This window comes from Pedobacter yulinensis, from assembly GCF_003029735.1.
GTDB lineage: Bacteria > Bacteroidota > Bacteroidia > Sphingobacteriales > Sphingobacteriaceae > Pedobacter > Pedobacter yulinensis.
Map to the genome: position 1 here is coordinate 1,367,362 of NZ_KZ686269.1, position 22,270 is coordinate 1,389,631.

Below are 22,270 nucleotides of genomic sequence, written 5' to 3' on the forward strand. Positions count from 1 at the left end.
CAAGCACATGCCAAAGAAAAACTAATATATAATTATTTGATTTTCAGAAATTTAAATAAAATTATTTATTTTAACTGTCCGTTTCCGGACAATCGGCGTACGTTGGCGGACAGTTATTTTTACTTTTGCCCTGTACGGTCTGCCGGGGCAGCCCGGCAATTCAGCACCGGGGCCGGCAGCCATCAAAGTATAGGCATGATGCAGGTAACCGCAACCAAACCCAACGCTTACAGCTATGATTAACGCAACCATTCTTGTTATTGACGACGACGACGATATCCTTTTAAGTGCCAGGCTATTTTTGAAGTCCCATTTCAGCCAGGTCACTACCTGCCGCTCACCCAAAGAGATCAATGTGTTGCTAAGCAGAAATGAGGTCGATATCATTCTGCTGGACATGAACTACCAGAAAGGCGCCAGCGACGGCCGCGAAGGTTTATACTGGCTGGAGCACATCCTTTCAGTAGACCGGGAATATGTCGTGATACTCATGACAGCTTACGGGAATGTGGAATTGGCCGTGCGTGCCATCAAGAAGGGCGCTACCGACTTTATCCTGAAGCCCTGGGAAAATGAAAAGTTATTTGCTACCCTTTCTGCTGCCTGGAAACTGCGGCAATCGACCAGGAAGGCATCGCGCCTGGAAAAGATCCGGTCTTCCCTGCAGAGCGACTTGGCCAACCGGGCCGGCGCCATTATAGGGAGTTCGCCGGCCCTGCTTGGTGTACAGCGAACCCTGGGCAAGGTGGCGCCCACAGACGCCAATGTACTGATCCTGGGCGAAAATGGTACCGGCAAACAGGTTTTTGCCCACGAACTGCACCAGCTTTCGAACCGGCGCAACCAGGTATTTATGCATGTAGACCTGGGGGCCCTGAACGAGAACCTGTTCGAAAGTGAATTGTTCGGGTATGCCAAAGGTGCGTTTACCGACGCCCGCGACGATAAACCCGGGCGGTTTGAACTGGCAGAAGGCGGAACGATCTTTCTTGATGAAATTGGCAACCTTTCCCTCCCCCTGCAGGCGAAATTGCTGACGGTACTGCAAAACCGGACGGTGACACGCCTGGGCGAAAGCCGCGAGCGGAAGATCGATGTTCGCCTGATTGCCGCGACCAACATGCCGCTTGACGAGATGGTAGCCAAAGGCACGTTCAGACAGGACCTGCTGTTTCGCATCAACACGGTCGAATTGCTGCTCCCGCCGTTGCGGCAACGCGGAGATGATGTCCTGGAACTGGCAGCTCATTTTGCGAATGCCTTCAGCACCAGGTACCACAAGGACTGCAGAACGATCGACCCGCAGGCGGCGCGCCTGATTCAACAATACGCCTGGCCAGGCAACATCCGTGAATTACAGCATGTTATTGAAAGGGCCGTGATCATGGCAGACGATGACCGGATCAGCGAGCATGATCTGCAACTCCGGCAGACACACTTTCCGGCTGCAGCGGCTGCGAGCGACATGCAGCTGGAAGAAATGGAAAGACTGATGGTCAGCAACGCACTGAACAAACACAAGGGCAATATTTCAAAGGCGGCTGGTGAACTGGGCCTGACCCGCGCTGCCCTGTACCGGCGCATCGAAAAATTTGGTCTTTAGCAACATTCTTATGTTTTACCAGCAATTCACTTTCAGGCTTATGTGCAGGCTGCTCGTCATCAACCTACTTGCAGCCCTGCTTTTTTACCTGGTTAGCCGCACTGAACTCTGGTTCACCATTGCCGGCGTGAGCATGATTCTGGCAGGTGCACTGGTCTCCCTGTTTTCATTTGTCAATGAGATCCGCTCAGACATCAGGCGGTTTGTATTAGCCGTTAAGACCCGGGACCACACCCTCAACTTCAGAAACAAATCGACCATTGGCAGCTTCCCGGAACTGTACACCTCTTTTGATGAGATCATACAAAGTCAGAAAAGTATCCAGCTGGAGCAGGAGGCCATGTACCAGCTCATGAAAACGATCCTGGAACAAGTACCTGCGGGCGTGATCGTGATCAAAGACCCGCAGGCGGCAGACCGCTCGGAGGTTGTGTTCTTTAACCAGGCAGCCAGCAGCATGCTGAACGTGCCTGCTTATAAATACTGGCAGCGCGTGGAACGGCACCTGCCCGAATTTGGCGCAGAGGTCAGGCGCATTATGCGGGGTGGCAAACGTTTTATCGAGCTCCGGCTGCAGGAAAAACTGATCCAGCTTTCTACCGAAGTCATTCCCCTGCAGCTTTACCAGACCAATTATACCATCATTTCTTTCCAGAACATCAAAGACGAGATTGAGCAAAAGGAAACAGAGGCCTGGAACCGTCTGATCGGTGTCATATCGCACGAGATCCTGAATTCCATTACACCGATCAGTTCGCTGTCAGATACCCTGAACAGCATGGTAGCCGGCCGGACAGAACTGGGCGCGGCCGAACTGGAAGATCTGGTGCCGGCAGTACAAACAATTAAACGCCGCTCTGAAGGATTGCTCGATTTTGTCAAAGACTATAGGCTTATTGCAGAACTTCCGACCCCGCGGCTGGAGCTGCACAGCATTGGGGAGATCCTCTCGCACACCAGGGTGTTGATGCGCCCCTTCGCCGAAGGCAAAAATGTGCAGCTTGGCATAGGGCAGACCTCCTCTAAAGTCAGCATTTGGATCGATATCAAACTGGTTGAGCAGGTTCTGATCAACCTCATCACCAACGCCATTTACGCGGTAGAAGAGGTTGAAAATCCGCAGATCAGCATTGGCTACCGCCTTGAACAGAACCGCCTGCTGCTGGAGGTACAGGACAATGGAAAAGGTATCGCTGCAGAAAACCTTGAGAAGATATTCGTACCGTTTTTTACAACACGGAAAAATGGCTCCGGCATTGGTCTGACGATCAGCCGCAACATCATGAAAATGCACAAGGGCAGCATTGAGGTCAGTTCTCAGGAGGGCCTTGGTGCTACGTTCGCGCTGGTGTTTAATTACAACTAACCGGGTGTAAGCCTTTCTATTGCCTGGCCTTGAGCAGGTCCCTGATCTCGGTAAGCAAGACCTCCTCCCGCGGCGGGGCAGCCGGCGCTGCAGGTGCGGCCTCCTGTTTTCTTTTCATCGAATTGATGGCCTTTACCATCAGGAAAATGATGAATGCAAGAATGAGGAAATTGATGACCTCGGTGGCGAAATTACCCCAGGCAAAAACGGGCCCCACTTTTTTGGCGTCTTCAAGCGAAAGGTTCGGATTGGCATCGTAAGCCGCACGTACCTGCGCATTCAGCGGCACGTAGAAATTGGTAAAGCCCTTATCACCGATCAGCAAACTAATGGGCGGCATAATCAGGTCGTTTACAAGGGATTGCACGATCTTACCAAATGCACCACCAATAATCACACCGACAGCCAGATCAATTACATTGCCCTTAATTGCAAATTCCTTGAATTCTTTGATAAATCCCATAGGAGGTCTGTTTGAAAAAAGTTAGTTTGATTAATTAAAAGTAAGAAACATTACCGGCATTGAGCGTGTTATTGAGCAAAATAAATTTTCGCCATCAACCGGGCGTAAAGCGAGCAGACAGGCTTCCGCGCAATTATATTTATCGGAATCAATTGCTTATTTTTGCCCGTAATCTACAATAGACAGATGCTAAAGCAACATTTACAACAAAAACTTCTTCAAAAACTTTCACCACAGCAGATCCAGTTTATTAAACTGCTGCAGGTGCCGACCGTTGCTTTAGATACCCGGATAAAAGAAGAACTGGAAGAGAACCCGGCCCTTGAAGACCCCAGCCTGATGACACTCGAAGAACCAAAGGGCGAGTACGACGACGTGAGCGACAATAAGGAAGAGTTTGAAGGCGAATCGACCGACGACGGATTTGACGAATTCAACGTAGACGATTATCTGCAGGACGATTCAGCCAATGATTACAGTACGTCTTACAACAATTCTGATGATGACGACGAAAAGAAAGAAACGCCGATCGCCATCGAAAGTACGTTCTTCGAGAGCCTGCAGGAACAACTGGACCTGATCCCCTTGTCGGATAAAGATTTTGTGGTCGGCAAACAGATTATTGGCAGCCTGGACGACGACGGCTACCTGCGCCGGCCCATCACCTCGATGATCGACGATCTGGCTTTCTCCCAAAATGTGATTGTCGAAGAAGAGGATGTTCTGGAAATGCTCCGGCTGATCCAGAGTTTCGACCCTCCGGGCATCGGTGCCCGCGACCTGCAGGAATGCCTGCTCATTCAGCTTAGAAGGAAAGATCAGTCGAACCGCGTTATTCAACAGGCCATTAAAATCGTAGAAAACAACCTGGAAGAGTTTATCAGGAAACATTACGACAAGCTGGAGCGCTCGCTTGGGTTGAGCAGCGAGGAACTCAAGGAGGCGGTAGCCGAAATTCTGCGTTTGAACCCGAAGCCGGGTGATGCCAACCAGGTAACAACCAAACAGATGCAGATTATTCCGGATTTTCACATCAACAACAATGATGGTGTGCTGATCCTGACACTTAACTCCAAAAATGCGCCCGAGCTACGCGTAAGCCGGTCTTACCAGGAAATGTTTGAGCATTATGACAAGGCTTCGCAAAAGGACCGCAAGCTCAAAGAAGCCGTGCAGTTCGTTAAACAAAAACTGGACTCGGCCAAATGGTTTATCGATGCCATCAAACAGCGGCAGCAGACCTTGCTGAAGACCATGAACGCGATCATGCAATATCAGTATGAATATTTCCTAACCGGCGATGAACGCAAGATGCGGCCTATGATCCTGAAAGATATCGCGGATAAGATCGACATGGACATTTCGACCGTTTCGCGTGTGGCCAACTCCAAATACGTACAGACCGAATTCGGCACCTTCTTGCTGAAATCTTTCTTCTCTGAGGCCATTCAGACCGATTCCGGCGAGGAAGTTTCAAACAAAGAGGTCAAGAAGATCCTGGAAGACTGTATTGGCAATGAAGACAAGCGCAAGCCGCTGGCCGATGAGAAGCTGACAGATATTCTGAAAGACCGAGGCTATAACATTGCCAGGAGAACTGTGGCCAAGTACCGGGAGCAGATGAATATCCCGGTAGCCCGTTTGAGAAAAGAACTTTAATCAGGCCGGATCAGACTCCGGTACCGAAATCCTTTTTCAACCCTTCTTCCAGTCGTGCGTTCGCCTCGATCAATTTCTGAGTCAGGTCTTTGTTTTCCTTTCGCAGCATGTACAGTTCGTGCGCTTTCTCAATGGTAATTCGGAGGTCGTCCTCTGTCCAGGGTTTTTGCAGGTACTTATAAACTTGTCCGAGGTTAATGGCATCGATCACCGCATTGATGTCGGCGTACCCGGTGAGCAGGATGCGGATCGGGTCGGGGAAATCGGGAATGATCCAGGCCAGGAACTCGATGCCGGTCATGTGCGGCATGCGCTGGTCTGTAATGATGACCTGCACGGGATGCTGCTCCAGGATTTTCCTTCCCTCGGCGGCCGATTCGGCAGTATGTACCCGAAATATGCGCCGAAAACTGGCGCGAAAGGAGTTCAGGTTATGAACTTCGTCATCTACGTACAAGACACTTATAGGCTCAGATACATCCATCTTTTCAAATTCAAGCTAAAACTAAGTAATTGATCTATCATGTACAACAGGTGTGATGCAGACCAGGAATCCGGATTGGGGGCTATGACAGCAATTTTTGCCGGAGCATGAACTCCAGCTGTTGGTTGGCTACAAACAATTTTTCGTTCAATTCTTTGTTGGCCTTACGCAGTGCAAAAACTTCGAATGCTTTTTCCAGGTTAAGGCGCAATTCATCTTCCTGCCAGGGTTTGGCAATATACAGGTAAACCTGCCCTTTATTGATCGCATCGATTACCGCATCGATATCTGCGTAACCGGTTAACAGTATGCGAATGGGCTCTGGATAAAGCGGAATAATGGACTCCAGGAACTGGATACCGGTCATCTCCGGCATGCGCTGATCGGTCACAATGATGTGGATCGGTGTCTGTCCGAGTATCACCATACCAGCTTTCGCAGAATCAGCCGTAAACACGTTGAACGAGCGCCGGAAAGCGGCTTTAAATGCATTCAAATTATGCACCTCATCGTCAACGTAAAGTATATTAATCGGCTCGCTCTGCATGCATTTCTTTTATGTTACAAAAGTGAGGAAATCCCTTCAAAAAACTAAATAATCTATAAAATATACCTAATTTTGTGACACGCAGACTAAAAAACAAACAACCCCCTATTTTTATTGCAATGGAGTTTTTACTTGAACATTTATCAAAAGATGAAATACATTCTTTTGAGCCTCAATTCTTTCGTATTTATAATGAAGAAGACCGTAAGTCGCTGGAAAGCCTCCTGAAAAGCAAACCGTTCATCCAGGTGCACGACCAGTTGTCGACCCAACTGGATGATTTGATGAAACTTAAGCGGCCAAAGGCCAAACCGTCAGACACCGAGCTGGAGCAGCTCAAGGCTGCGCACATCGGCAGCATGAGCATGCTTGAATACGGCGTCTGGGTTTATTACCCCTGGAGCGAACGCCTGGTTCACCTGCTTGATGAAGCGGAGTTCGTCGAGGTACGCACCAACCGCAACATTTATAAAATTACGCCCGAAGAGCGGGATATCCTGGGCAAACAGAAGATCGGCGTGGTCGGCCTTTCTGTCGGGCAATCGATTTCCATTACCATGGCCATGGAGCGGAGTTTCGGCGAGATCCGCCTTGCAGATTTTGACCTGCTGGAGCTGACCAACCTGAACCGCATCCGTACTGGGGTTCACCACCTCGGCGTGCCGAAGGTTGTTATAGTGGCCCGCGAGATCAAGGAGATCGATCCTTTCCTGAAAGTAACCTGTTATACCGACGGGATGACAGAAGAAAACATGCGCGATTTCTTTACCAAAGGGGGCAACCTGGACATTGTCGTCGACGAGTGCGACGGACTTGACATTAAGATCCTGCTGCGTTACATGGCACGCGATCTGAAAATTCCGGTGGTCATGGACACGAGTGATCGCGGTACCCTGGATGTGGAGCGGTTTGACCTGGAACCGGACCGGCCGCTGCTGCATGGCATGATCGATCACCTGGACCATACACAGGTAAAATACCTGAAAACGAATGAAGATAAGGTGCCTTTCCTGCTTGCCATGATCGGCATCGATACGATATCGACACGGCTTAAGGCCTCGATGGTCGAGGTCGGGCAGTCGATTTCTACCTGGCCGCAGCTGGCATCGTCTGTAACGCTGGGCGGGGCGCTGGGTGCAGATGTGTGCCGCCGCATTATCCTGGACCAATACCACGAATCGGGACGGTACTTTGTTGATCTGGAAGATTTGGTTGGCGATAAAGAAAAGAAACAAGACAACGAATATACGTATATCGACCATAGTGCACCCGAACTGACGGAAGCTGAAATGGAACACCTGGCATTGAGTTTCGCAGCTGTTCCGGCCGAACTTCCCATTGAAAAGGAACAAATGGAAAAATTGGTTACGGCAGCGGGTTTTGCACCATCGGGCGGAAATACGCAGCCCTGGAAATGGCTCTACCTGGGTGGACGGCTGCACCTGTTCCATGATGAGAAACAATCTGCGTCCTGGATCGATTTCAAACACAGCGCCTCTTATGTAGCACTCGGTGCGGCCATTGAAAACCTGAAGATCAAAGCTTCCGAGATTGGCATTGAACTAGAAGAAACCATCTTCCCTGCTGCCGACCGGAAATTCATCGCCACTTTCGAGCGGTCAGCGGCATCGCCAACTGAATATTTACCCGAACTTAGGAGCGGTCTTGACCTGCGCCTAACCAACAGGAAACCTGGCAACCGCGAGCCCCTCTCTGACGATGTGGCCGCACGTTTGAAGGCTGTCGTTGAAATAGAGCCACTTGCAGACCTGCAGATTACAACCGACGCAGCTGACATACAGCGGGTGGCAGATGTCGTTTCAGCTACCGAAAGACTGCGATTTCTGCTGCCGCAGGGCCACTTTGACTTTTATAACAAGGAAATCCGCTGGACCGCTGACGGCGATGCGCCGGTAACTGAAGGTTTGGACATCCGAACACTTGAATTATCTGAGACCGACAAGACCGGGCTGAGGGTTGCCTCGAACCCTGATGTTATCAAAATGCTGAACCGCTGGGGCGGTGGTGCTGCTTTTGAAAAACTATCAAAAAAGGCCATCGCATCGAGCTCGGCAATCTGTTTGATCAGTCTTCCCAACTATGATCCGCTTAATTTCTTAAAGGGCGGACAGGCGCTTGAACGCGCGTGGCTGCTCGCAAATACGCTCGGACTTGCTGTTCAGCCGCTTACTGCGCCGCTTTTCATGTTTGCACGCCTGAAGTACGAACAGGAATTAGCCATGCCGGCCAAAATGGTGCAGGAACTCAAGGCGCTTGAACAAAACCTGCACCAGGTTTTTTCATCCCTTTCAGAGAAGCAGGGTATATTCATGTTCCGCTTGTCACATGCTGACGAAGCGACCATCCGTACCCTTAGAAAACCAATTGAGGAGATTTTGCATATAAGCGAAAAATAGATGATAAAATTGACGTTCCGTTCTTTCACCGCCATTAAGGAACCAGAAACTTGTGAAAGATACCTGGCGGGTCATGTGCAGGTGCTGAAGGATTATGGAATTACAAACATCACCACGAACAACAGGCAATGGATGTCTCTGCCGACTGTTCATGGGATCGTAGCGGAGGCGGAAGACGGCACTGTAGTAGGTGGTGTCCGGGTTCATATTGCCGATGGTGTACATCCGCTGCCGGTCGAAGACGCCGTCGGTTATATGGACCCTTTTGTGAGCAAGGTGATTAACCAGTATTTTGACGATGGCACGGGCGAGTTGTGCGGGTTGTGGAATGCCAAAAGCGTAGCCGGTATCGGCATCAGCATCCTGCTGGTTAGGGCTGGTATTGCGATCGTGAACCAGATCAGGCTGGCCTCTCTTTTCACAATCTGTGCTGATTACACCATGCCCATGGTACGAAAGGTCGGTTTTGTGGTAGAAGACAGCCTGGGAAACGCTGGTGAATTTGTCTACCCGAACGAGAATTACATTGCGCGCGTGCTGCGCAAGATGAATGCCGAAACGCTGGAAACGGCTGAGGCATTCGACCGGGAACGCATTTTTGACCTGCGCAACAATCCACAGCAGATCACAATCGAAACCGGACCTAAAGGCGACCTGGAAGTCGATTATCAATTGGTTATACCCACATATGAGTAAACGGATCTTTCTTAGCATCTGCGCATTTTTTCTTACCTGCCAGGCAGTCCTGGCCATACAGGCAGATACCATTCAAATCGCAGACGGGCAGGTCAAATCAAATTTTGGCAAAAGCCTGTCCATGCTCGCAGATGCTGAGCAAAAACTGACGACTGATGCAGCTTTCAGATCAACCAATTACATCCGCCTGGATTCTGATGTACCTAACCTGGGTATCAGCAACAGTGCCTATTGGCTCAAAATGCTGGTCAGGAACGAGACTTCTGGTCGCGAGCTTACACTGCAAATTCCGTTGCCTACCTTAGACAAAGTAGACTTCTATCAATATGACGAGGGAGGAAACTTATTGAAAACCGGGAAAATGGGAGATTCAAGACCTTACTACAGCCGGGAGTTTGATAATCCGTTCAGCACCTTCGTCTTTTCGTTAGAAAGCAAAGAGACCGCTACCATCTTGATCCGCGTAAGCGGTGGTGAACAGGTCCAGGTGCCTCTGATCCTCACCAAAAGCGACACCATTGACAGGAAAAATGCAGATGCCTTTCTGGTCTTTGGTATGTACGCAGGAATTATCATTGTGATGTTTATTTACAACTTTTTCCTGTTCATCAGTACGCGAGACAACACATATCTTTTTTATATTATTTACATTTTCTTTATCGGTTTGCTCCAGGCGAATTTTCAGGGATTTACGTTTAAATACCTCTGGCCCGATAATACGGTGGTTGCGACCTACGCAGTTTACCTGCTTACGCCGCTGGCTGCCCTTTCTGCGCTTGAATTTATGAAGCGCTTTTTGCATAGCGACATTTACGTGCCCAAACTGCACCGGTGGCTGAATATCTTTTATGTGCCTTACGGCATAGCCGGTATTTTTGCCATTATAGGCAATTTGAACCTGTCTTACCAACTCTTGCAAGTTACTGCCGTAGTTATTGCAATTACGATGCTTTATACGGCATGGCGTGTTCATACCAAAGGTTTTCAGCCGGCAAAATATTTTATCATAGCCTGGTCGTTCTTCCTGCTCGGCCTTTGTATTTTTGTGCTGAAAGATTACAACCTGCTGCCGTACAACACGATTACGTACAACATGATGCCGCTTGGCTCTGCGGTAGAAGTTACACTCCTCTCTTTCGCACTTGCAGACAAGATCAACGTGTACCGGAAAGAGAAAGAGCAGTCACAGGAAGAAGCCCTGCGTGTGCTCCAGGAAAACGAGCGCCTCATCAAGGAACAGAACATTCAGTTGGAGCGCAAGGTAAATGAGCGTACCGTTGAATTACAAAGCGCCAACGCCTCGCTCGAACAGACCCTGAAAGACCTGAAAGATGCGCAGAGTCAATTGGTCGATGCCGAAAAAATGGCAGGCCTTGGTCAGCTGACTGCAGGCATTGCGCATGAGATCAATAACCCGATTAACTTTGTCACATCAAATATCAAACCGCTGGAGCTCGACATTAAAGACCTGCGCGAGGTGATATCAATGTACGAACAGATCGATCCTGAAAAAGAGCTTAATCCGCAACTGGAAGCCATTAATAGCTTTAAACGGCAGATCGACCTTGGTTTTGTCAACGATGAGATCAACACCTTATTATCAGGAATCGGTGAAGGTGCCCGGCGCACAGCCGAGATCATCCGCAGCCTGAAAAATTTTAGCAGGCTGGATGAAAACGATACCAAGCCCGTCGATCTGAACGAAGGCCTCGACTCAACTTTGGTGCTGGTGCGTAACATCTATCCTTCCAACCTGCAGGTCATTAAAAATTACGACAACCTGCCAAAGGTTGAATGCCTGCCTGGCAAGATTAACCAGGTGTTCATGAACCTGATCTCCAATGCCATTTATGCCATAAAAAATAAGCCTGAACAGCGGGATGAGGAGTTCCTGACCATCACGACTAAAAACCTGGGCGACCGCGTAGCAGTCAGCATCAAAGACAGCGGCACGGGAATGACCGAGGAAGTGAAAAATAAGATTTTCGAACCTTTCTTCACCACCAAGAGCGTAGGCGAGGGAACCGGGCTTGGTTTATCCATCGTATTTCGTATCATAGAGACACACAAGGGCACAATAGAAGTTTTATCAACAATAAATGTTGGAACAGAATTTATTATTACATTGCCAGTAAATGCGTAATAAATAGCTAAGAGGAAACCAACTATGAGTAGTTCTACAATCAGGGTTCTTTACATCGACGATGAAGAAAATAACCTTCATGCATTTAAAGCCGGCTTCAGGCGGCAGTACGAGATCTACACAGCAATTTCTGCGGCCGAAGGGCTAAAAATCCTGGATAACGTTCCCATTCATGTCATCATAGCCGACCAGAAAATGCCCCAGATGACGGGCGTCGAATTCTTCAAAAGCATTATTACGAGCCATCCCGACCCCACGAGAATCCTTTTAACCGGTTATACCGACATCGAAGCGCTGGCAGACGCAATCAATCACGGCGATATTTACCGCTACATTCAAAAGCCATGGAATGACCTCGAACTGCACAATTCGATCAAGAACGCGTTCGATGCCTACATGTCCAAGATCAACCTCAGGAACAAAATCTCAGAACTTGAGAAGACGAACGACGAATTGAACCGGTTCATTTACAGCATTTCTCATGAGCTCCGGGCTCCGTTGGTTTCGGTAATTGGCATTATTAACCTGGTCAAGATGGAGGGGCTTTTTAATTCAAGCGGAGAATACTGGAAACTGATCGAAACCTGTTCGAACAAACTCGAATACTACATTCAGAAAACCCTTCAGTATTATAAAAACAACAAGTCGGCTGCTGAGAATTCTGAGATCGATTTCAAAACGCTTGTCCCTGAACTGGTTGAACTCCACTCCTTTTCTGACAAAGAGACGCACTTTTCGATTGACATCAAACAGGACGTAAAATATTATGGCGATGCCTTCCGGATCGAAGTTATCCTAGGCAACCTGATCTCTAACGCGATAAAATATCAAAAAGTTGGCGCGGTTGACAAGTCGGTTAGTATTGCCATTGACGTAACCCAGGAAGCGGCTGACATTGCCATTACTGATAACGGCGTAGGTATTCTGAATGAACACCTTGAAAAGATTTTCAGTCAGTTTTTTAAAAGCAAATACCACCATGGCAGCGGTCTGGGATTATTTATCGTTAAAGAAGCCCTGAATAAGATCAACGGACGAATCTCAGTGATGTCTGATATGGGAAGCGGTACAACTTTCAAAATCACTATTCCAAATGGAAAACAGAGCTAGCAGCCAAAAACGGGTGATGCTGATCGATGACAATGACATCGACCTGAAGATCAATTCAAAGATCATCACGCTGTCAGGACTGTTTCAGCATATCACCATGTGCCGCTCGGGTGAGGAGGCCATTAAATATTTGCAGCGCAACCTGAATGAACCTGGCTTATTGCCAGATTTTATTCTCCTGGATATCCAAATGCCGGAAATGGATGGGTTCGAGTTCCTGGAGCACTACAAACTGCTCGATGAACGGTTCATCAACAAATGTATATTGGCTATTTTATCATCTACGCTTGATTATGGCGACATAAAGCGGGCAGAGGCAAACCCTTATGTGAGCCGCTTGATCAAGAAGCCCTTGTACCTGAATGAGTTGAAAGAAATCTGCAGCCACTACCTGTTTAAAAACGACTAAAGCGGTGATCAGTCTCTACTTCTTTCTGTTGTAAACAGATAGAAAAAAACAAAAACCCATCCCGGTCTTTCCTGTTGCATTTTCAGTGAACTGTTGTTTCCTGATCCTGTAAATCATGCAAAAAAGACTACCCATTCAAGACCTGAATACGCTCGAGATCCAGAAAACCCGCTTAATGTTTGAGCTTCGCCGGCAGGAAAAAGCACTGAAGCTCGACGGCTACCACCTACTCGAGCATGTTCCTGCACAGGTGCTTGAGCAGTCGCTCGCGCCGATGACTGCGGTTGCACCAGTGTTGACCATTAAAAACCCGGTAGGCAAACTGCTCTCCGGGCTGGCCTTGAAACTCTTTCCCAGGCAGGGTTTTCTGCAGCGCCTGGGGATTACCTTTGCAGCCAAACGTGTCGGCGCAGCTATTGAAAAAAAAGTCTTGCAAAAATCTCACTCCTAATGGAGCTAATATGCATTTTGTTCATTTAGTTCATTTTATAAATAATTGATAAACAAATATTTACGGGCAATTGTGAATAAAATACACTCGTTTGAACAAAGGTTCAGGCACTTGCCTGCAGTTGCGTTGCTTTCGGCATATGACAATTATCTGTAATTTGGAGGCATGAAAACCACCGTGTTTTTGAGCTAAATCATCATCCTATGGAAACCAAATCTGCTTTTGCCTATCCTCCGCAAAAAGTGACCAAATACATTGTCAACGCTGGCCTTTTTACTTTGTTGCTTGACTCGGGCGAGATCGTGAACTACGAGCCTGAAGATCCTGAATCTTTCCGACGCCTGCTCGATGAACACCAGGCCTGCAGCCTGCACAGCGCATAACGTCCCTGTTTATATCGCTATCCTGCTAAATACATCTCTTTTAACAAACCCTCAGACAGGACCATTCTGACATAAACTGCACTTAACGGGAAAGCTGGATCGGGCGACGCCTCTAAAACGCGAGCGCTGTAAGGCAAAGTAGCCATGTAATTCAGTTTCCTGTTGAGCTGTTTCGCCATAACCCGGCGCAATTTTTTTACCATTCTAAGATCTGATTACCCGCGGCACTGGATTTTTTTCTAACTTAAAGTGTCAGGTCCGTGTGACCTCCGCTTACCTAAAACATACCAATATGTTAAACCGACGCAATTTCATCCGCAATACTGCACTTGCAGCTGGCGGAACAGCAGTGATGGCTGCCCTGGATCAACCAGCTTTTGCCATCGGGCGCCGCATTATCGGTGCAAACGATCGGATCAATATCGGCGTGATCGGCCTCAAGGGTATGGGCTGGTCTGATTTGCAGGCAGCACTAAAAGTACCTGGTGTGCAGCTTGCTGCACTGTGCGATTCTGACAAAAATGTGCTTGGTGAGCGCGTTGCCCAGCTTGCGGGCATGAAGATCGATAAATCGGCGGTGAAAACTTATGGCGATTACCGGGCACTGCTCGATAATAAAGATATTGACGCTGTGATCATCGGCACACCCGACCATTGGCACGCGCTGATGATGATTCATGCGGTACAGGCAGGTAAAGACGTGTATGTTGAAAAACCCGCAGGCAATTCGATTGTTGAGTGCCGGCAAATGGTAGCAGCACAGGAGCGCTACAACAAAATTGTCCAGGCCGGACAGTGGCAACGCAGCCAGCAGCATTTTAAAGATGCAGTCAATTTTGTTCAGAGCGGGCAATTAGGCAAAATCCGCACAGTAAAGGTTTGGTGTTACCAGGGCTGGATGAAACCAGGCCCTGTCGTACCGGACACGGCGGTGCCGCCGGGCGTCGATTACCAGATGTGGCTTGGCCCGGCCAAAACACGGCCATTTAATCCGAGCCGCTATCATTTCAATTTCCGCTGGTTCTGGGATTACGCAGGGGGGCTGATGACCGACTGGGGCGTCCATGTGATCGACTATGCGCTGATCGGTATGGGCATGCCGTTGCCGAAAACGATTTCAGCACTTGGGGGCCGTTTTGCTTACCCTGACCTGTACGAGGAAACGCCCGACACCCTGACTACCCTTTATGAATTTAATAAGTTTAATATGGTTTGGGATTCGGCCATGGGGATTGGCAACGGCTCCTACAACCGTGACCATGGCATTGCCTATATCGGCAACAATGGCACGCTTGTACTGGGCCGCCAGGGCTGGGAAGTGCTGGAAGAAAAAGAAAGCAAACAAAAAGCAGCTGTTCCCTTCACCAAATCAAAAGACAACGGACTGGATAAACACATGGTCAATTTCTTTGCAGCCGTTCGCTCCCGCAGGCAGGATGCACTGAATTGTTCCATTAAGGATGCTGCACACGTAGCTACGATAGCTCAGATGGGAAATATTGCATACCGGAGTGGCGAAAAACTGAGCTGGAATGCGGAAAAAGGTCTTTTCACAGACAGAAAAATCAATTCGAGGTACCTGATGGCTCCCTACCACAATGGGTACAGCCTGCCAAAGATTTCGTAGCGGCAGCTTTCGGAGCGACGATACATATGGTTTGGTCTGGTACGGCCAGCTGCCTGATGTAATTGGGTATCAGGCTATGCAGAACAGAGCACGAGCCCGCCAAAGTTGGTAACTTGCGTAAAGTTACCAACTTTAAGTCAAATTTTCCAACTAAAATTAATTTAAAGTTAAAAACTGGTGCCGGCTCCGAGCAGTGCGGCTTTTTCCCCAAGTTCCGAGCGTTTCAGCGGGAAACTGTAGCCCATCAGCTTAGCCAGGTGGCGCCGGGTATCTTCCAGGAAAAACGCTTCGGCTTTCACAATATTTCCGCCTATTACCGCAGCAAGCGGCATTTTCTTGCGGATAAATTTATGAATGAACTTTGCCAGGTTCTCGCTGAACTCTGCAAAAACAGTCTTGAAATGAGGTGAATCCTGGTGGTGGTCTACCAGGTCTTTAATGTCGGCAATCTGAATGCCACTCAATTCAAAATAACGTTTAACGAACCATCGGGTTGAAATATAATCTTCAGCGATTCCTTTCTGGAAAGGCATTTTCCACAGGTCAGAATCAAAAGCGGCGCCATTCGTGGTATGTGCAGTGCCGAGGCCAGTGCCAAGGGTCAGACCGATCGCCTCGTCAAAGCCGCTCAGGCTGCCGATAAACAGCTCGCCTTTTAGAAAACAAGCTGCATCATTCATAAAATTAACTGCAGAAACATCATAATTCAGCCTGCGCGCCAGCATTTCCTTGATGTTCTTGTTGTATAAAGCCGGGTATTTGTCCTGGTCTTTAATCTTACAAATGCCATTCTTGTAGTCCATAGGCCCGGGCATGGCAATGCTGATCTTTTTTGGCTTGATCGGATAGCCTTCCATCGACTGCTCAATGGTTTTTGCCCAGTTTTCAATAATGTCTTCTGCAGCAGCATGCGAGTCAAGTTTCGTTCGGACCAACGTCTCTTCTATTTCCTGTTTCTTCTGTAAATCAATCAGTTCTGCTGTAATATGAGAGCCTCCGATATCCACTCCCATAACGATGTGTTCCATGCTGTGCGGTAATTGTTAATGATAGTTTGTTCCGTCCTTCGCCAGATAATAAAAAAACGATTTAGCTAAAATATCGTATTTTACGCAAACCTGAAATTTATTTTAGGAGCTTCGGCAGTCTTTTTTGTTATGACGCTGATTATTAGTGCTCTTTTTACGCACGTGAACAAAAAAGCGTTGGGACCGTACAAGCGCAGCCGCTATTTGGAACCAAACTCTTCCCTTTGTGCCGGCCCACAGCAATGCTGAGGTTGTCGTTGCAACACTACTGTTTAGCCCTCACTCACGTCAATCTTTACCAATTACAATGCTACTTTGCACTGGCTTAAGCTGTAACCGCAGCAATAATGAAAGACGATGACACGGCTGCTGTTTAAACGACTGTATGAAACGTCCAGGCAGCTTAACATGAGATCCGTCATATCAGTTGTGTCGGGGTTTAACGACCTTTCTGAAAGTAAGATTAATGCGCGGGCCCATTTGCTGTGTGGACTTAGCCACCCGATGTTCCCAGTCCTGCTGCAGCTTCCCTTTCATCAGCAACAGCGAGCCATGCTCAAGCCTGACCGCGTATTTATCTGCATGGTCTGCCTTGCGGCGGATGTCGAATGTACGAACCTGCCCAAGCGAAACCGAGGCAATGACCGGATGAGAACCCATAATGGTCTCCTTATCGCTGTGCCAGGCCACAGAATCCTGGCCATCGCGGTATAAATTCAGCAAAACGCTATTGAAAGCAACACCGGCTAGGACGGCCAACTGCCTGCGAAGCGCCTCGAGTTCGGGTGTCCACCTGGCCAATGGCCTGATCGTTTTCTCCACTACTTCAAGCGCCTCCTCATCACCAAACCAAGCGGTTAAACGGGGTGTTTGAACATCTTTTTCATACATTCTTACCAGTCTTTGCTGCCATGGAGCAGTTTCATGAAGCAAAGTAAACAGGTCATCGGCCACTGGCCCTGTCAGGAAACCCGGCCGGTACTCGAGCAATTCATCCGGCAAGGCGGAGCTTTGACCCGAGTCACAAAAAAAACTCAATTGCTGACCCATTTTACATTCCATTCCCTTTAAAGACATTCAGGCCGGCGATTTTCCAGGCAATATAACCCAGAGCCCCGCATACCTCTGCCACATGCGCTTCGACCTCTGGGGGTACGTCATTCACGACCCGCCAGCGCACCGTAAATTTGCTGTTGTAACTCAGGTAGACGACCAGGTCGTCGTCACGGCGGCCTACCTGTTCCAAATCTTTAAGATGGCGGTCACGTAACTCTGCTGCAGCGCGGCTTAACCGGTCGTTCATAATCTTTGCCAGGCCCGCTTCCGGCCTGAAATCGGTATCAAATATCGGCAGTACAGTAATTGTCATAATATATGTTGCCCCGGACCGTGCGATGCCCGGAGACAAACAAATATATACTAATTTTTTTAGCAAATCAACTGAATTCACCATTTCTGGGTAATTTCATTCTTTGTTAGGGAATGATTTTATCGCTCCTGAAGCCTTCAAAAGGCTCGAAAAACATCTGTTCTGTGTCCACATATTCGTGAAATCCTGCCCTTCTGGCTTTGCTGCCATCGGCCAGGAAATCATAATCCCACGAAAAAACAAAGTCGCCAAAGGCCCAGGAAAACAAGCTGTCATAATCGTGTTTTACCAAGCCATACTTTTTCTGCATGGCCGACCACAGCTGCTTTTTATCGGCCATCATAACCTCAAGCGACATGTGAAGCGGGTTCCCTGCCTGCATGCTAAACCAATCAGCAATGCGCGGCCAGAGCCGGCTCCAGCGAAACAAGTCACCATTGCTGATGTTGTACGCCTGGTTGCCCGCATTCTCGCGTTCGGCAGCCCATACGGTACCTTTGGCCAGCAAACGCGCATCGGTCATTTCAAATAAGGCCTGGTAGGCACCGGGCTTGCCGGGAAACCGCAAAGGCAGGCCAAGTTCTTTTAACATACTGGCATAAACGGCAATGAGCAGCGCCAGGTTCATTGGGTTGTGCAATGCACTCCCGCCTACAACCGAGGGCCTGATCGCCGACCAGTTCCAGGCCCTGCCTTCCTGCTGTCCGGCAAGCCATTGTTGCTGCGCATAGTTAAATTCAGGTGGCATGGGCGCGGCATCGGTCTCCCTGGCGGGGGTCGGAAAAGCGCCGAGGTGTGCGCCATACACTTTGTACCCCTGCATCAGGCTGATGTGCCGGAGTCCGGGTGCAATTTCCTGAATGGCTGTCACAACGTTTTGCAGCATCGTCATATTGGGAGCAACGAGTTCTGCCCAGCCCGGCCGGTCCTGGTAAGCGGCATAAAAAACGTGCGTTACCTCGCTGCATATTTCCAGTTTCTGACGTGTATCTGTCGCATCAAGCAGGTCAGCCTGTATATACCTGACATTTCCGCATCCGGGCATTGGCCGGCGCGCCACACCTGTCACGTTCCAGTCTGGCAGCGTAAGCAGGTGTTGCACGAGGTTTTGCCCGATCACGCCCGCAGCGCCCACCACCAATGCCGTTTTCGGCTTGCGTTTACCTGCCGATGCGGCGCTGTAAACCGGATAGTCTGTGTACCCCCCGGCCCCACCGCCAAAAAAAGTGGCAGGATCAGGTTCTGCCAGCTGAACCCCTGCTTCAAGTCGGGCGGGAAGGTCCGGATTGGCAATAAAGGGCCGGCCAAAGCCGATCATGTCAGCCCAACCCGCCTGTAGGGCATGCGCCGCCTTAGCGCTGTTATAATGACCTGAGCAGATGATCGTGCGGCTAAAGCATTGGCGAAGGCTTTCCCTGAACGCGTCTGGCATTGGCGGTGCATCGTCCCAGTCCGCTTCGGCCACATGCAGATAACCAACACCGAGCCGGTCGAGCATGGAGGCAACCGCCAGGTACGTTTCTTCAGGATGCGCATCGACTGTGCCGTTCAGCGTTGTGAGCGGCGAGATCCTGACGCCGACCCGGTCTGCCCCGGCCACAGCGATAACGGCTTGTGTTACCTCTTCCAGGAAACGGAGCCGGTTTTCGAGGCTGCCCCCATAAGCATCGGTGCGGTTGTTGGCGCCTGAATCAAGGAACTGATTGATCAGGTAACCGTTGGCGCCATGCAGTTCCACACCGTCAAAACCGGCCTTGAGCGCATTTGCCGCCGCCCTGGCAAAGTCTTCCACAACAAGCGGAATTTCGGCGGTCTCTAGCGCCCTGGGCATATCATGCTGCACCTGTTCACCGTTTGCGGCTTCTGCGCCCCCGTTTTCGGGATCAATAAAGACACGAACACCCCGTGCAAGTAACGCTGATGATGATACCGGCGGCCCGCCATTGGGCTGCAGGCTGTGGTGCGACAGGCGGCCGACATGCCAGAGCTGCGCAAAAATGACACCTCCTGCCGCATGAACGGCGGCCGTAACCTGCTTCCAGCCTGCGACCTGAGCCTCAGAATAGATGCCCGGCGTCCAGGCATAGCCCTGTCCCTGCTGGCTGATCTGTGTTCCCTCAGTAATCTGCAGGCCGGCGCCCGCGCGCTGCCCGTAATAAGCAGCCATAAGAGGTGTCGGCACGTTACCCGCTCCCGCCCGCGACCTGGTCATGGGCGGCATCACAATGCGATTCTTCAGCCTGATGCTGCCAAGCCGGTGTTCGCTAAAAAGTAGATTTTTCATGTTTCCTTTGTTTATAGGCCAGCGCACCGCAACACGCAGACCGGAGACAAAGTTCCGGGGACGTGAAAAACCATACTGGTATATTTCTGCTATTAATTGGTACTTTTATAAGGATGAAGAAGTATATACAACAGGATTACCTGAAGATCTCACACTTTTGTGCGGGTGCCTGGAACACCCCGTGCACAACCACAACCATTTTGAAATCATCTATATTCACGCCGGCAACGGCATTCATCATGTATCTGATCAGGCATTTCCTTACCAGGCGGGCGACATTTTCCTGCTGGCCCCCTGCGACTATCACCACTTCAGCATTGAGGCCGAAACAACTTTTACCTTTCTGAAATTCACCAACGTTTATCCGCGTGATGTCGGAAATATACAACCTGGAAACCGGCTGTACCGCGACATTGACCAATTGCTTTTCCATGCCGGCAGCACGAGAACCGTGATCAGGCTCGGGCAGACAGATGCCCCGAAGGCGGCACAACTTATTGGTCTGATTAACCTGGAGTGGAAAGAAACACAAAACAGCACAAATCAACTGATCTATTCACTCATGCAGTCGCTGTTTCTGATCCTGAACAGAAACCGCCCGGACGGGGCGGCTAAGTATGATAGAACCCGATCATCCCGGTTTTCTGAACTGGTTCACTTCATTCATGAACACATTTACGAGCACGAAAAAATCCAGTCTGCAGCGCTGGCCGAAAGGTTTGGCTTCTCAGTCAACTACCTGGGTGCGTTTTTCAAACGTGAAACCGGCCAGACACTCCGCAACTATATACAGGCTTATAAAATAGAATTGATCAGAAACCGGTTAAGCTACAGTACACTGCCCATCAAGGTCATCAGCACAGAATTGGGCTTTACAGACCTCAGTCATTTTAATAAGTATGTGCGGCGGCTAACGGGTAAAAGCCCGGGCAAATACCGCTCTGCGTTGCGTTCGTCTTAACTTATTACCGGCCAGCGATGAATTCCCGGTAAAGCGCCGCGATCAGGTCGCGCGTGAGCTGGGGCATATCTTCATTGTAAACCGGATTACAACCGTTCGTAATGGTCACAAATCCGAATTTTTCTTTCGGGTCAAAAAACATGGAGCTATAGAGTCCGTACGCCGAGCCGGTGTGGCCCGTCATCTTTTTACCCGGAACCAGGTCGTTTGCCGACCGGAGGGCCAGCCCGTAGCCACCCTCACCGTCTGACACCGGCGTCTGCATGGCGACTGCACTCTTTTTGGAAAGGATGCGCCCCGCACCGGTTTTACCGTAATTCATGTGCATGATCATGTAGCGCGCCAGGTCGCCCGCCGAGATCTTCATTCCGCCGGTAGGCGAAAAAACGGGTGTGCTGTAACCCATTACATAATTTCTGATTTCCCCGCTGCGCGGGTTGTAAGCCCCGGGTGCGGGTGTGAACGTTTTTGTCTTACCATCCCACTCATACAGCGTTACAAAACGATTTTTATCGAGCGAATCCACGCAATAACCGCCATATAGCTTAAGCGGATCGAGAATATGCCGCTTCACGTACTGGTCAAACCGTTCGCCTGAAACTTTTTCAATGACCGTACCAACCATATTGAAATTGAGGTTACAATATTGGTAACCTTTGCCCGGCTCATAATCATTGTAACACTTGGCCGCATTCGGATTTTTTGCCGGGTCAATAACATCGAGCGTAAAATAGCCCTGGCTGTCGTTTAGCGATGAGGTGTGCGAGAGCACCATCCGCAGGGTAATGACCGTTTCGGGAAATTTAGGGTTGCGTACCTTGAAACCGATCAGTTTGCTGAAATCATCATCGAGTGATACTTTACCGGCATCTGCCAGCTGCATAATCGAAGTAGCAGAAAAAGATTTTGAGATCGAAGCTATTCTGAAAATATCCTGATCCTTAAGCGGCAGCTGCTGCTCCCTGTTTTTCCACCCGAACGAACCGGTGTAAACCAGTTTGCCCTTCTTGACGACGGCGACAGAAAGGCCCACTGCATCAAATTTTTTCATGATGCTGTCAATAGCAGGAGGAACCGCTTGCGCGCGGACCTGCAAAGCAGAAAAAGCAGTGATAAATACAGCTAACAGCGCGGTAAAGAATCTCTTGAACATATGGCGATTTTGGGCGTTAAAATAAACATTTCACAAACAATCGCCTACTGTTTGTGCGGTTATTGTTGAGTTACAAGAGCCGTTTATATAAAAAAATGCCCTGATTTTCAACATTTT

The 22,270-nt window shown here is 49.3% G+C and carries 20 protein-coding genes; 12 read left to right on the forward strand and 8 right to left on the reverse strand.

The window, feature by feature from the left end:
* Positions 1-235: 235 nt before the first annotated feature.
* Together C7T94_RS13405 and C7T94_RS13410 are read left to right on the forward strand one after the other, a co-directional pair.
* Entirely contained in the window at positions 236-1,603 is a 1,368-nt protein-coding gene (locus C7T94_RS13405) for a sigma-54-dependent transcriptional regulator (RefSeq protein ID WP_107215800.1), read from the forward strand.
* A gap of 10 nt (positions 1,604-1,613) precedes the next feature.
* A complete protein-coding gene (locus tag C7T94_RS13410) occupies positions 1,614-2,969 on the forward strand; it encodes a sensor histidine kinase (protein ID WP_107215801.1) in 1,356 nt (451 codons plus the stop codon).
* A 16-nt stretch (positions 2,970-2,985) separates the two neighbouring features.
* Here the strand turns inward: C7T94_RS13410 and mscL are convergent, their stop codons facing one another.
* On the reverse strand, positions 2,986-3,432 hold the full coding sequence (gene mscL, locus C7T94_RS13415) for a large conductance mechanosensitive channel protein MscL (RefSeq protein ID WP_107215802.1): 447 nt from the start codon (positions 3,430-3,432) through the stop codon (positions 2,986-2,988).
* Between the two features lie 186 nt (positions 3,433-3,618).
* Here mscL and rpoN point away from each other — a divergent pair, with 186 nt between their 5' ends.
* Complete coding sequence (gene rpoN / locus C7T94_RS13420; RefSeq protein ID WP_107215803.1) at positions 3,619-5,091, forward strand: RNA polymerase factor sigma-54; 1,473 nt, start codon at positions 3,619-3,621, stop codon at positions 5,089-5,091.
* A 10-nt stretch (positions 5,092-5,101) separates the two neighbouring features.
* Here rpoN and C7T94_RS13425 read toward each other — a convergent pair whose 3' ends face one another.
* The gene (locus tag C7T94_RS13425; RefSeq protein WP_107215804.1) at positions 5,102-5,575 is read right to left on the reverse strand and encodes a response regulator; all 474 of its coding nucleotides are present in this window, start codon (positions 5,573-5,575) and stop codon (positions 5,102-5,104) included.
* An 82-nt stretch (positions 5,576-5,657) separates the two neighbouring features.
* The gene (locus C7T94_RS13430) at positions 5,658-6,122 is read right to left on the reverse strand and encodes a response regulator (protein ID WP_107215805.1); all 465 of its coding nucleotides are present in this window, start codon (positions 6,120-6,122) and stop codon (positions 5,658-5,660) included.
* A 119-nt stretch (positions 6,123-6,241) separates the two neighbouring features.
* Here C7T94_RS13430 and C7T94_RS13435 point away from each other — a divergent pair, with 119 nt between their 5' ends.
* The 8 genes from C7T94_RS13435 to C7T94_RS13465 all read left to right on the forward strand — a co-directional run bounded on the left by C7T94_RS13435 (position 6,242) and on the right by C7T94_RS13465 (position 15,358).
* Positions 6,242-8,539, forward strand: a complete 2,298-nt coding sequence (locus tag C7T94_RS13435) for an Rv1355c family protein (protein WP_107215806.1) — start codon at positions 6,242-6,244, stop codon at positions 8,537-8,539.
* Positions 8,540-9,235, forward strand: a complete 696-nt coding sequence (locus C7T94_RS19385) for a hypothetical protein (RefSeq protein ID WP_162618681.1) — start codon at positions 8,540-8,542, stop codon at positions 9,233-9,235. It abuts the gene before it with no gap.
* Entirely contained in the window at positions 9,228-11,378 is a 2,151-nt protein-coding gene (locus C7T94_RS13440) for a sensor histidine kinase (RefSeq protein ID WP_162618682.1), read from the forward strand. The genes C7T94_RS19385 and C7T94_RS13440 overlap by 8 nt, the downstream gene beginning before the upstream one ends.
* A gap of 24 nt (positions 11,379-11,402) precedes the next feature.
* The gene (locus C7T94_RS13445; RefSeq protein ID WP_107215808.1) at positions 11,403-12,488 is read left to right on the forward strand and encodes a hybrid sensor histidine kinase/response regulator; all 1,086 of its coding nucleotides are present in this window, start codon (positions 11,403-11,405) and stop codon (positions 12,486-12,488) included.
* Complete coding sequence (locus tag C7T94_RS13450; RefSeq protein WP_107215809.1) at positions 12,472-12,897, forward strand: response regulator; 426 nt, start codon at positions 12,472-12,474, stop codon at positions 12,895-12,897. The genes C7T94_RS13445 and C7T94_RS13450 overlap by 17 nt, the downstream gene beginning before the upstream one ends.
* 115 nt (positions 12,898-13,012) lie before the next feature.
* Entirely contained in the window at positions 13,013-13,348 is a 336-nt protein-coding gene (locus C7T94_RS13455) for a hypothetical protein (protein WP_107215810.1), read from the forward strand.
* 203 nt (positions 13,349-13,551) lie between these two features.
* Positions 13,552-13,731 carry a hypothetical protein gene (locus C7T94_RS13460; RefSeq protein WP_107215811.1) on the forward strand — a complete coding sequence of 60 codons (180 nt, stop codon included), beginning with the start codon at positions 13,552-13,554 and terminating at the stop codon, positions 13,729-13,731.
* Positions 13,732-14,023: 292 nt separating this feature from the next.
* Positions 14,024-15,358: a Gfo/Idh/MocA family protein gene (locus C7T94_RS13465; RefSeq protein ID WP_107216122.1), complete on the forward strand. Its 1,335-nt coding sequence runs from the start codon at positions 14,024-14,026 to the stop codon at positions 15,356-15,358.
* Between the two features lie 167 nt (positions 15,359-15,525).
* Here the strand turns inward: C7T94_RS13465 and C7T94_RS13470 are convergent, their stop codons facing one another.
* The 4 genes from C7T94_RS13470 to nemA form a co-directional block, all read right to left on the reverse strand.
* Complete coding sequence (locus tag C7T94_RS13470; protein ID WP_107215812.1) at positions 15,526-16,386, reverse strand: ROK family protein; 861 nt, start codon at positions 16,384-16,386, stop codon at positions 15,526-15,528.
* Between the two features lie 423 nt (positions 16,387-16,809).
* Complete coding sequence (locus C7T94_RS13475) at positions 16,810-17,463, reverse strand: alpha-ketoglutarate-dependent dioxygenase AlkB family protein (RefSeq protein WP_239495014.1); 654 nt, start codon at positions 17,461-17,463, stop codon at positions 16,810-16,812.
* Positions 17,438-17,755: a hypothetical protein gene (locus C7T94_RS13480; protein ID WP_107215814.1), complete on the reverse strand. Its 318-nt coding sequence runs from the start codon at positions 17,753-17,755 to the stop codon at positions 17,438-17,440. Before C7T94_RS13480 ends, C7T94_RS13475 begins: the two co-directional genes overlap by 26 nt.
* Positions 17,756-17,861: 106 nt before the next feature.
* A complete protein-coding gene (gene nemA, locus C7T94_RS19635; protein ID WP_239495015.1) occupies positions 17,862-20,039 on the reverse strand; it encodes an N-ethylmaleimide reductase in 2,178 nt (725 codons plus the stop codon).
* Between nemA and C7T94_RS19390 the strand changes: the two genes are divergently transcribed.
* Complete coding sequence (locus tag C7T94_RS19390) at positions 20,038-21,000, forward strand: helix-turn-helix domain-containing protein (protein ID WP_162618683.1); 963 nt, start codon at positions 20,038-20,040, stop codon at positions 20,998-21,000. The two genes, nemA and C7T94_RS19390, sit on opposite strands and share 2 nt — an antisense overlap.
* Before the next feature lie 4 nt (positions 21,001-21,004).
* Here C7T94_RS19390 and C7T94_RS13505 read toward each other — a convergent pair whose 3' ends face one another.
* Entirely contained in the window at positions 21,005-22,153 is a 1,149-nt protein-coding gene (locus C7T94_RS13505; protein WP_107215815.1) for a serine hydrolase domain-containing protein, read from the reverse strand.
* Positions 22,154-22,270: the final 117 nt, after the last annotated feature.

What these genes read in the sequence shown, in the direction of transcription:
- C7T94_RS19390 (WP_162618683.1), top strand. Translation starts at nt 20,038, where the DNA reads ATGTTTCCTTTGTTTATAGGCCAGCGCACCGCAACACGCAGACCGGAG.
- C7T94_RS13455 (WP_107215810.1), top strand. Translation starts at nt 13,013, where the DNA reads ATGCAAAAAAGACTACCCATTCAAGACCTGAATACGCTCGAGATCCAG.
- C7T94_RS13465 (WP_107216122.1), top strand. Translation starts at nt 14,024, where the DNA reads ATGTTAAACCGACGCAATTTCATCCGCAATACTGCACTTGCAGCTGGC.
- rpoN (WP_107215803.1), top strand. Translation starts at nt 3,619, where the DNA reads ATGCTAAAGCAACATTTACAACAAAAACTTCTTCAAAAACTTTCACCA.
- C7T94_RS13475 (WP_239495014.1), bottom strand. Translation starts at nt 17,463, where the DNA reads ATGTCTTTAAAGGGAATGGAATGTAAAATGGGTCAGCAATTGAGTTTT.
- C7T94_RS13505 (WP_107215815.1), bottom strand. Translation starts at nt 22,153, where the DNA reads ATGTTCAAGAGATTCTTTACCGCGCTGTTAGCTGTATTTATCACTGCT.
- C7T94_RS13450 (WP_107215809.1), top strand. Translation starts at nt 12,472, where the DNA reads ATGGAAAACAGAGCTAGCAGCCAAAAACGGGTGATGCTGATCGATGAC.
- C7T94_RS13480 (WP_107215814.1), bottom strand. Translation starts at nt 17,755, where the DNA reads ATGACAATTACTGTACTGCCGATATTTGATACCGATTTCAGGCCGGAA.
- C7T94_RS13470 (WP_107215812.1), bottom strand. Translation starts at nt 16,386, where the DNA reads ATGGAACACATCGTTATGGGAGTGGATATCGGAGGCTCTCATATTACA.
- C7T94_RS13410 (WP_107215801.1), top strand. Translation starts at nt 1,614, where the DNA reads ATGTTTTACCAGCAATTCACTTTCAGGCTTATGTGCAGGCTGCTCGTC.
- mscL (WP_107215802.1), bottom strand. Translation starts at nt 3,432, where the DNA reads ATGGGATTTATCAAAGAATTCAAGGAATTTGCAATTAAGGGCAATGTA.
- C7T94_RS19385 (WP_162618681.1), top strand. Translation starts at nt 8,540, where the DNA reads ATGATAAAATTGACGTTCCGTTCTTTCACCGCCATTAAGGAACCAGAA.
- C7T94_RS13430 (WP_107215805.1), bottom strand. Translation starts at nt 6,122, where the DNA reads ATGCAGAGCGAGCCGATTAATATACTTTACGTTGACGATGAGGTGCAT.
- C7T94_RS13405 (WP_107215800.1), top strand. Translation starts at nt 236, where the DNA reads ATGATTAACGCAACCATTCTTGTTATTGACGACGACGACGATATCCTT.
- C7T94_RS13440 (WP_162618682.1), top strand. Translation starts at nt 9,228, where the DNA reads ATGAGTAAACGGATCTTTCTTAGCATCTGCGCATTTTTTCTTACCTGC.
- nemA (WP_239495015.1), bottom strand. Translation starts at nt 20,039, where the DNA reads ATGAAAAATCTACTTTTTAGCGAACACCGGCTTGGCAGCATCAGGCTG.
- C7T94_RS13435 (WP_107215806.1), top strand. Translation starts at nt 6,242, where the DNA reads ATGGAGTTTTTACTTGAACATTTATCAAAAGATGAAATACATTCTTTT.
- C7T94_RS13425 (WP_107215804.1), bottom strand. Translation starts at nt 5,575, where the DNA reads ATGGATGTATCTGAGCCTATAAGTGTCTTGTACGTAGATGACGAAGTT.
- C7T94_RS13460 (WP_107215811.1), top strand. Translation starts at nt 13,552, where the DNA reads ATGGAAACCAAATCTGCTTTTGCCTATCCTCCGCAAAAAGTGACCAAA.
- C7T94_RS13445 (WP_107215808.1), top strand. Translation starts at nt 11,403, where the DNA reads ATGAGTAGTTCTACAATCAGGGTTCTTTACATCGACGATGAAGAAAAT.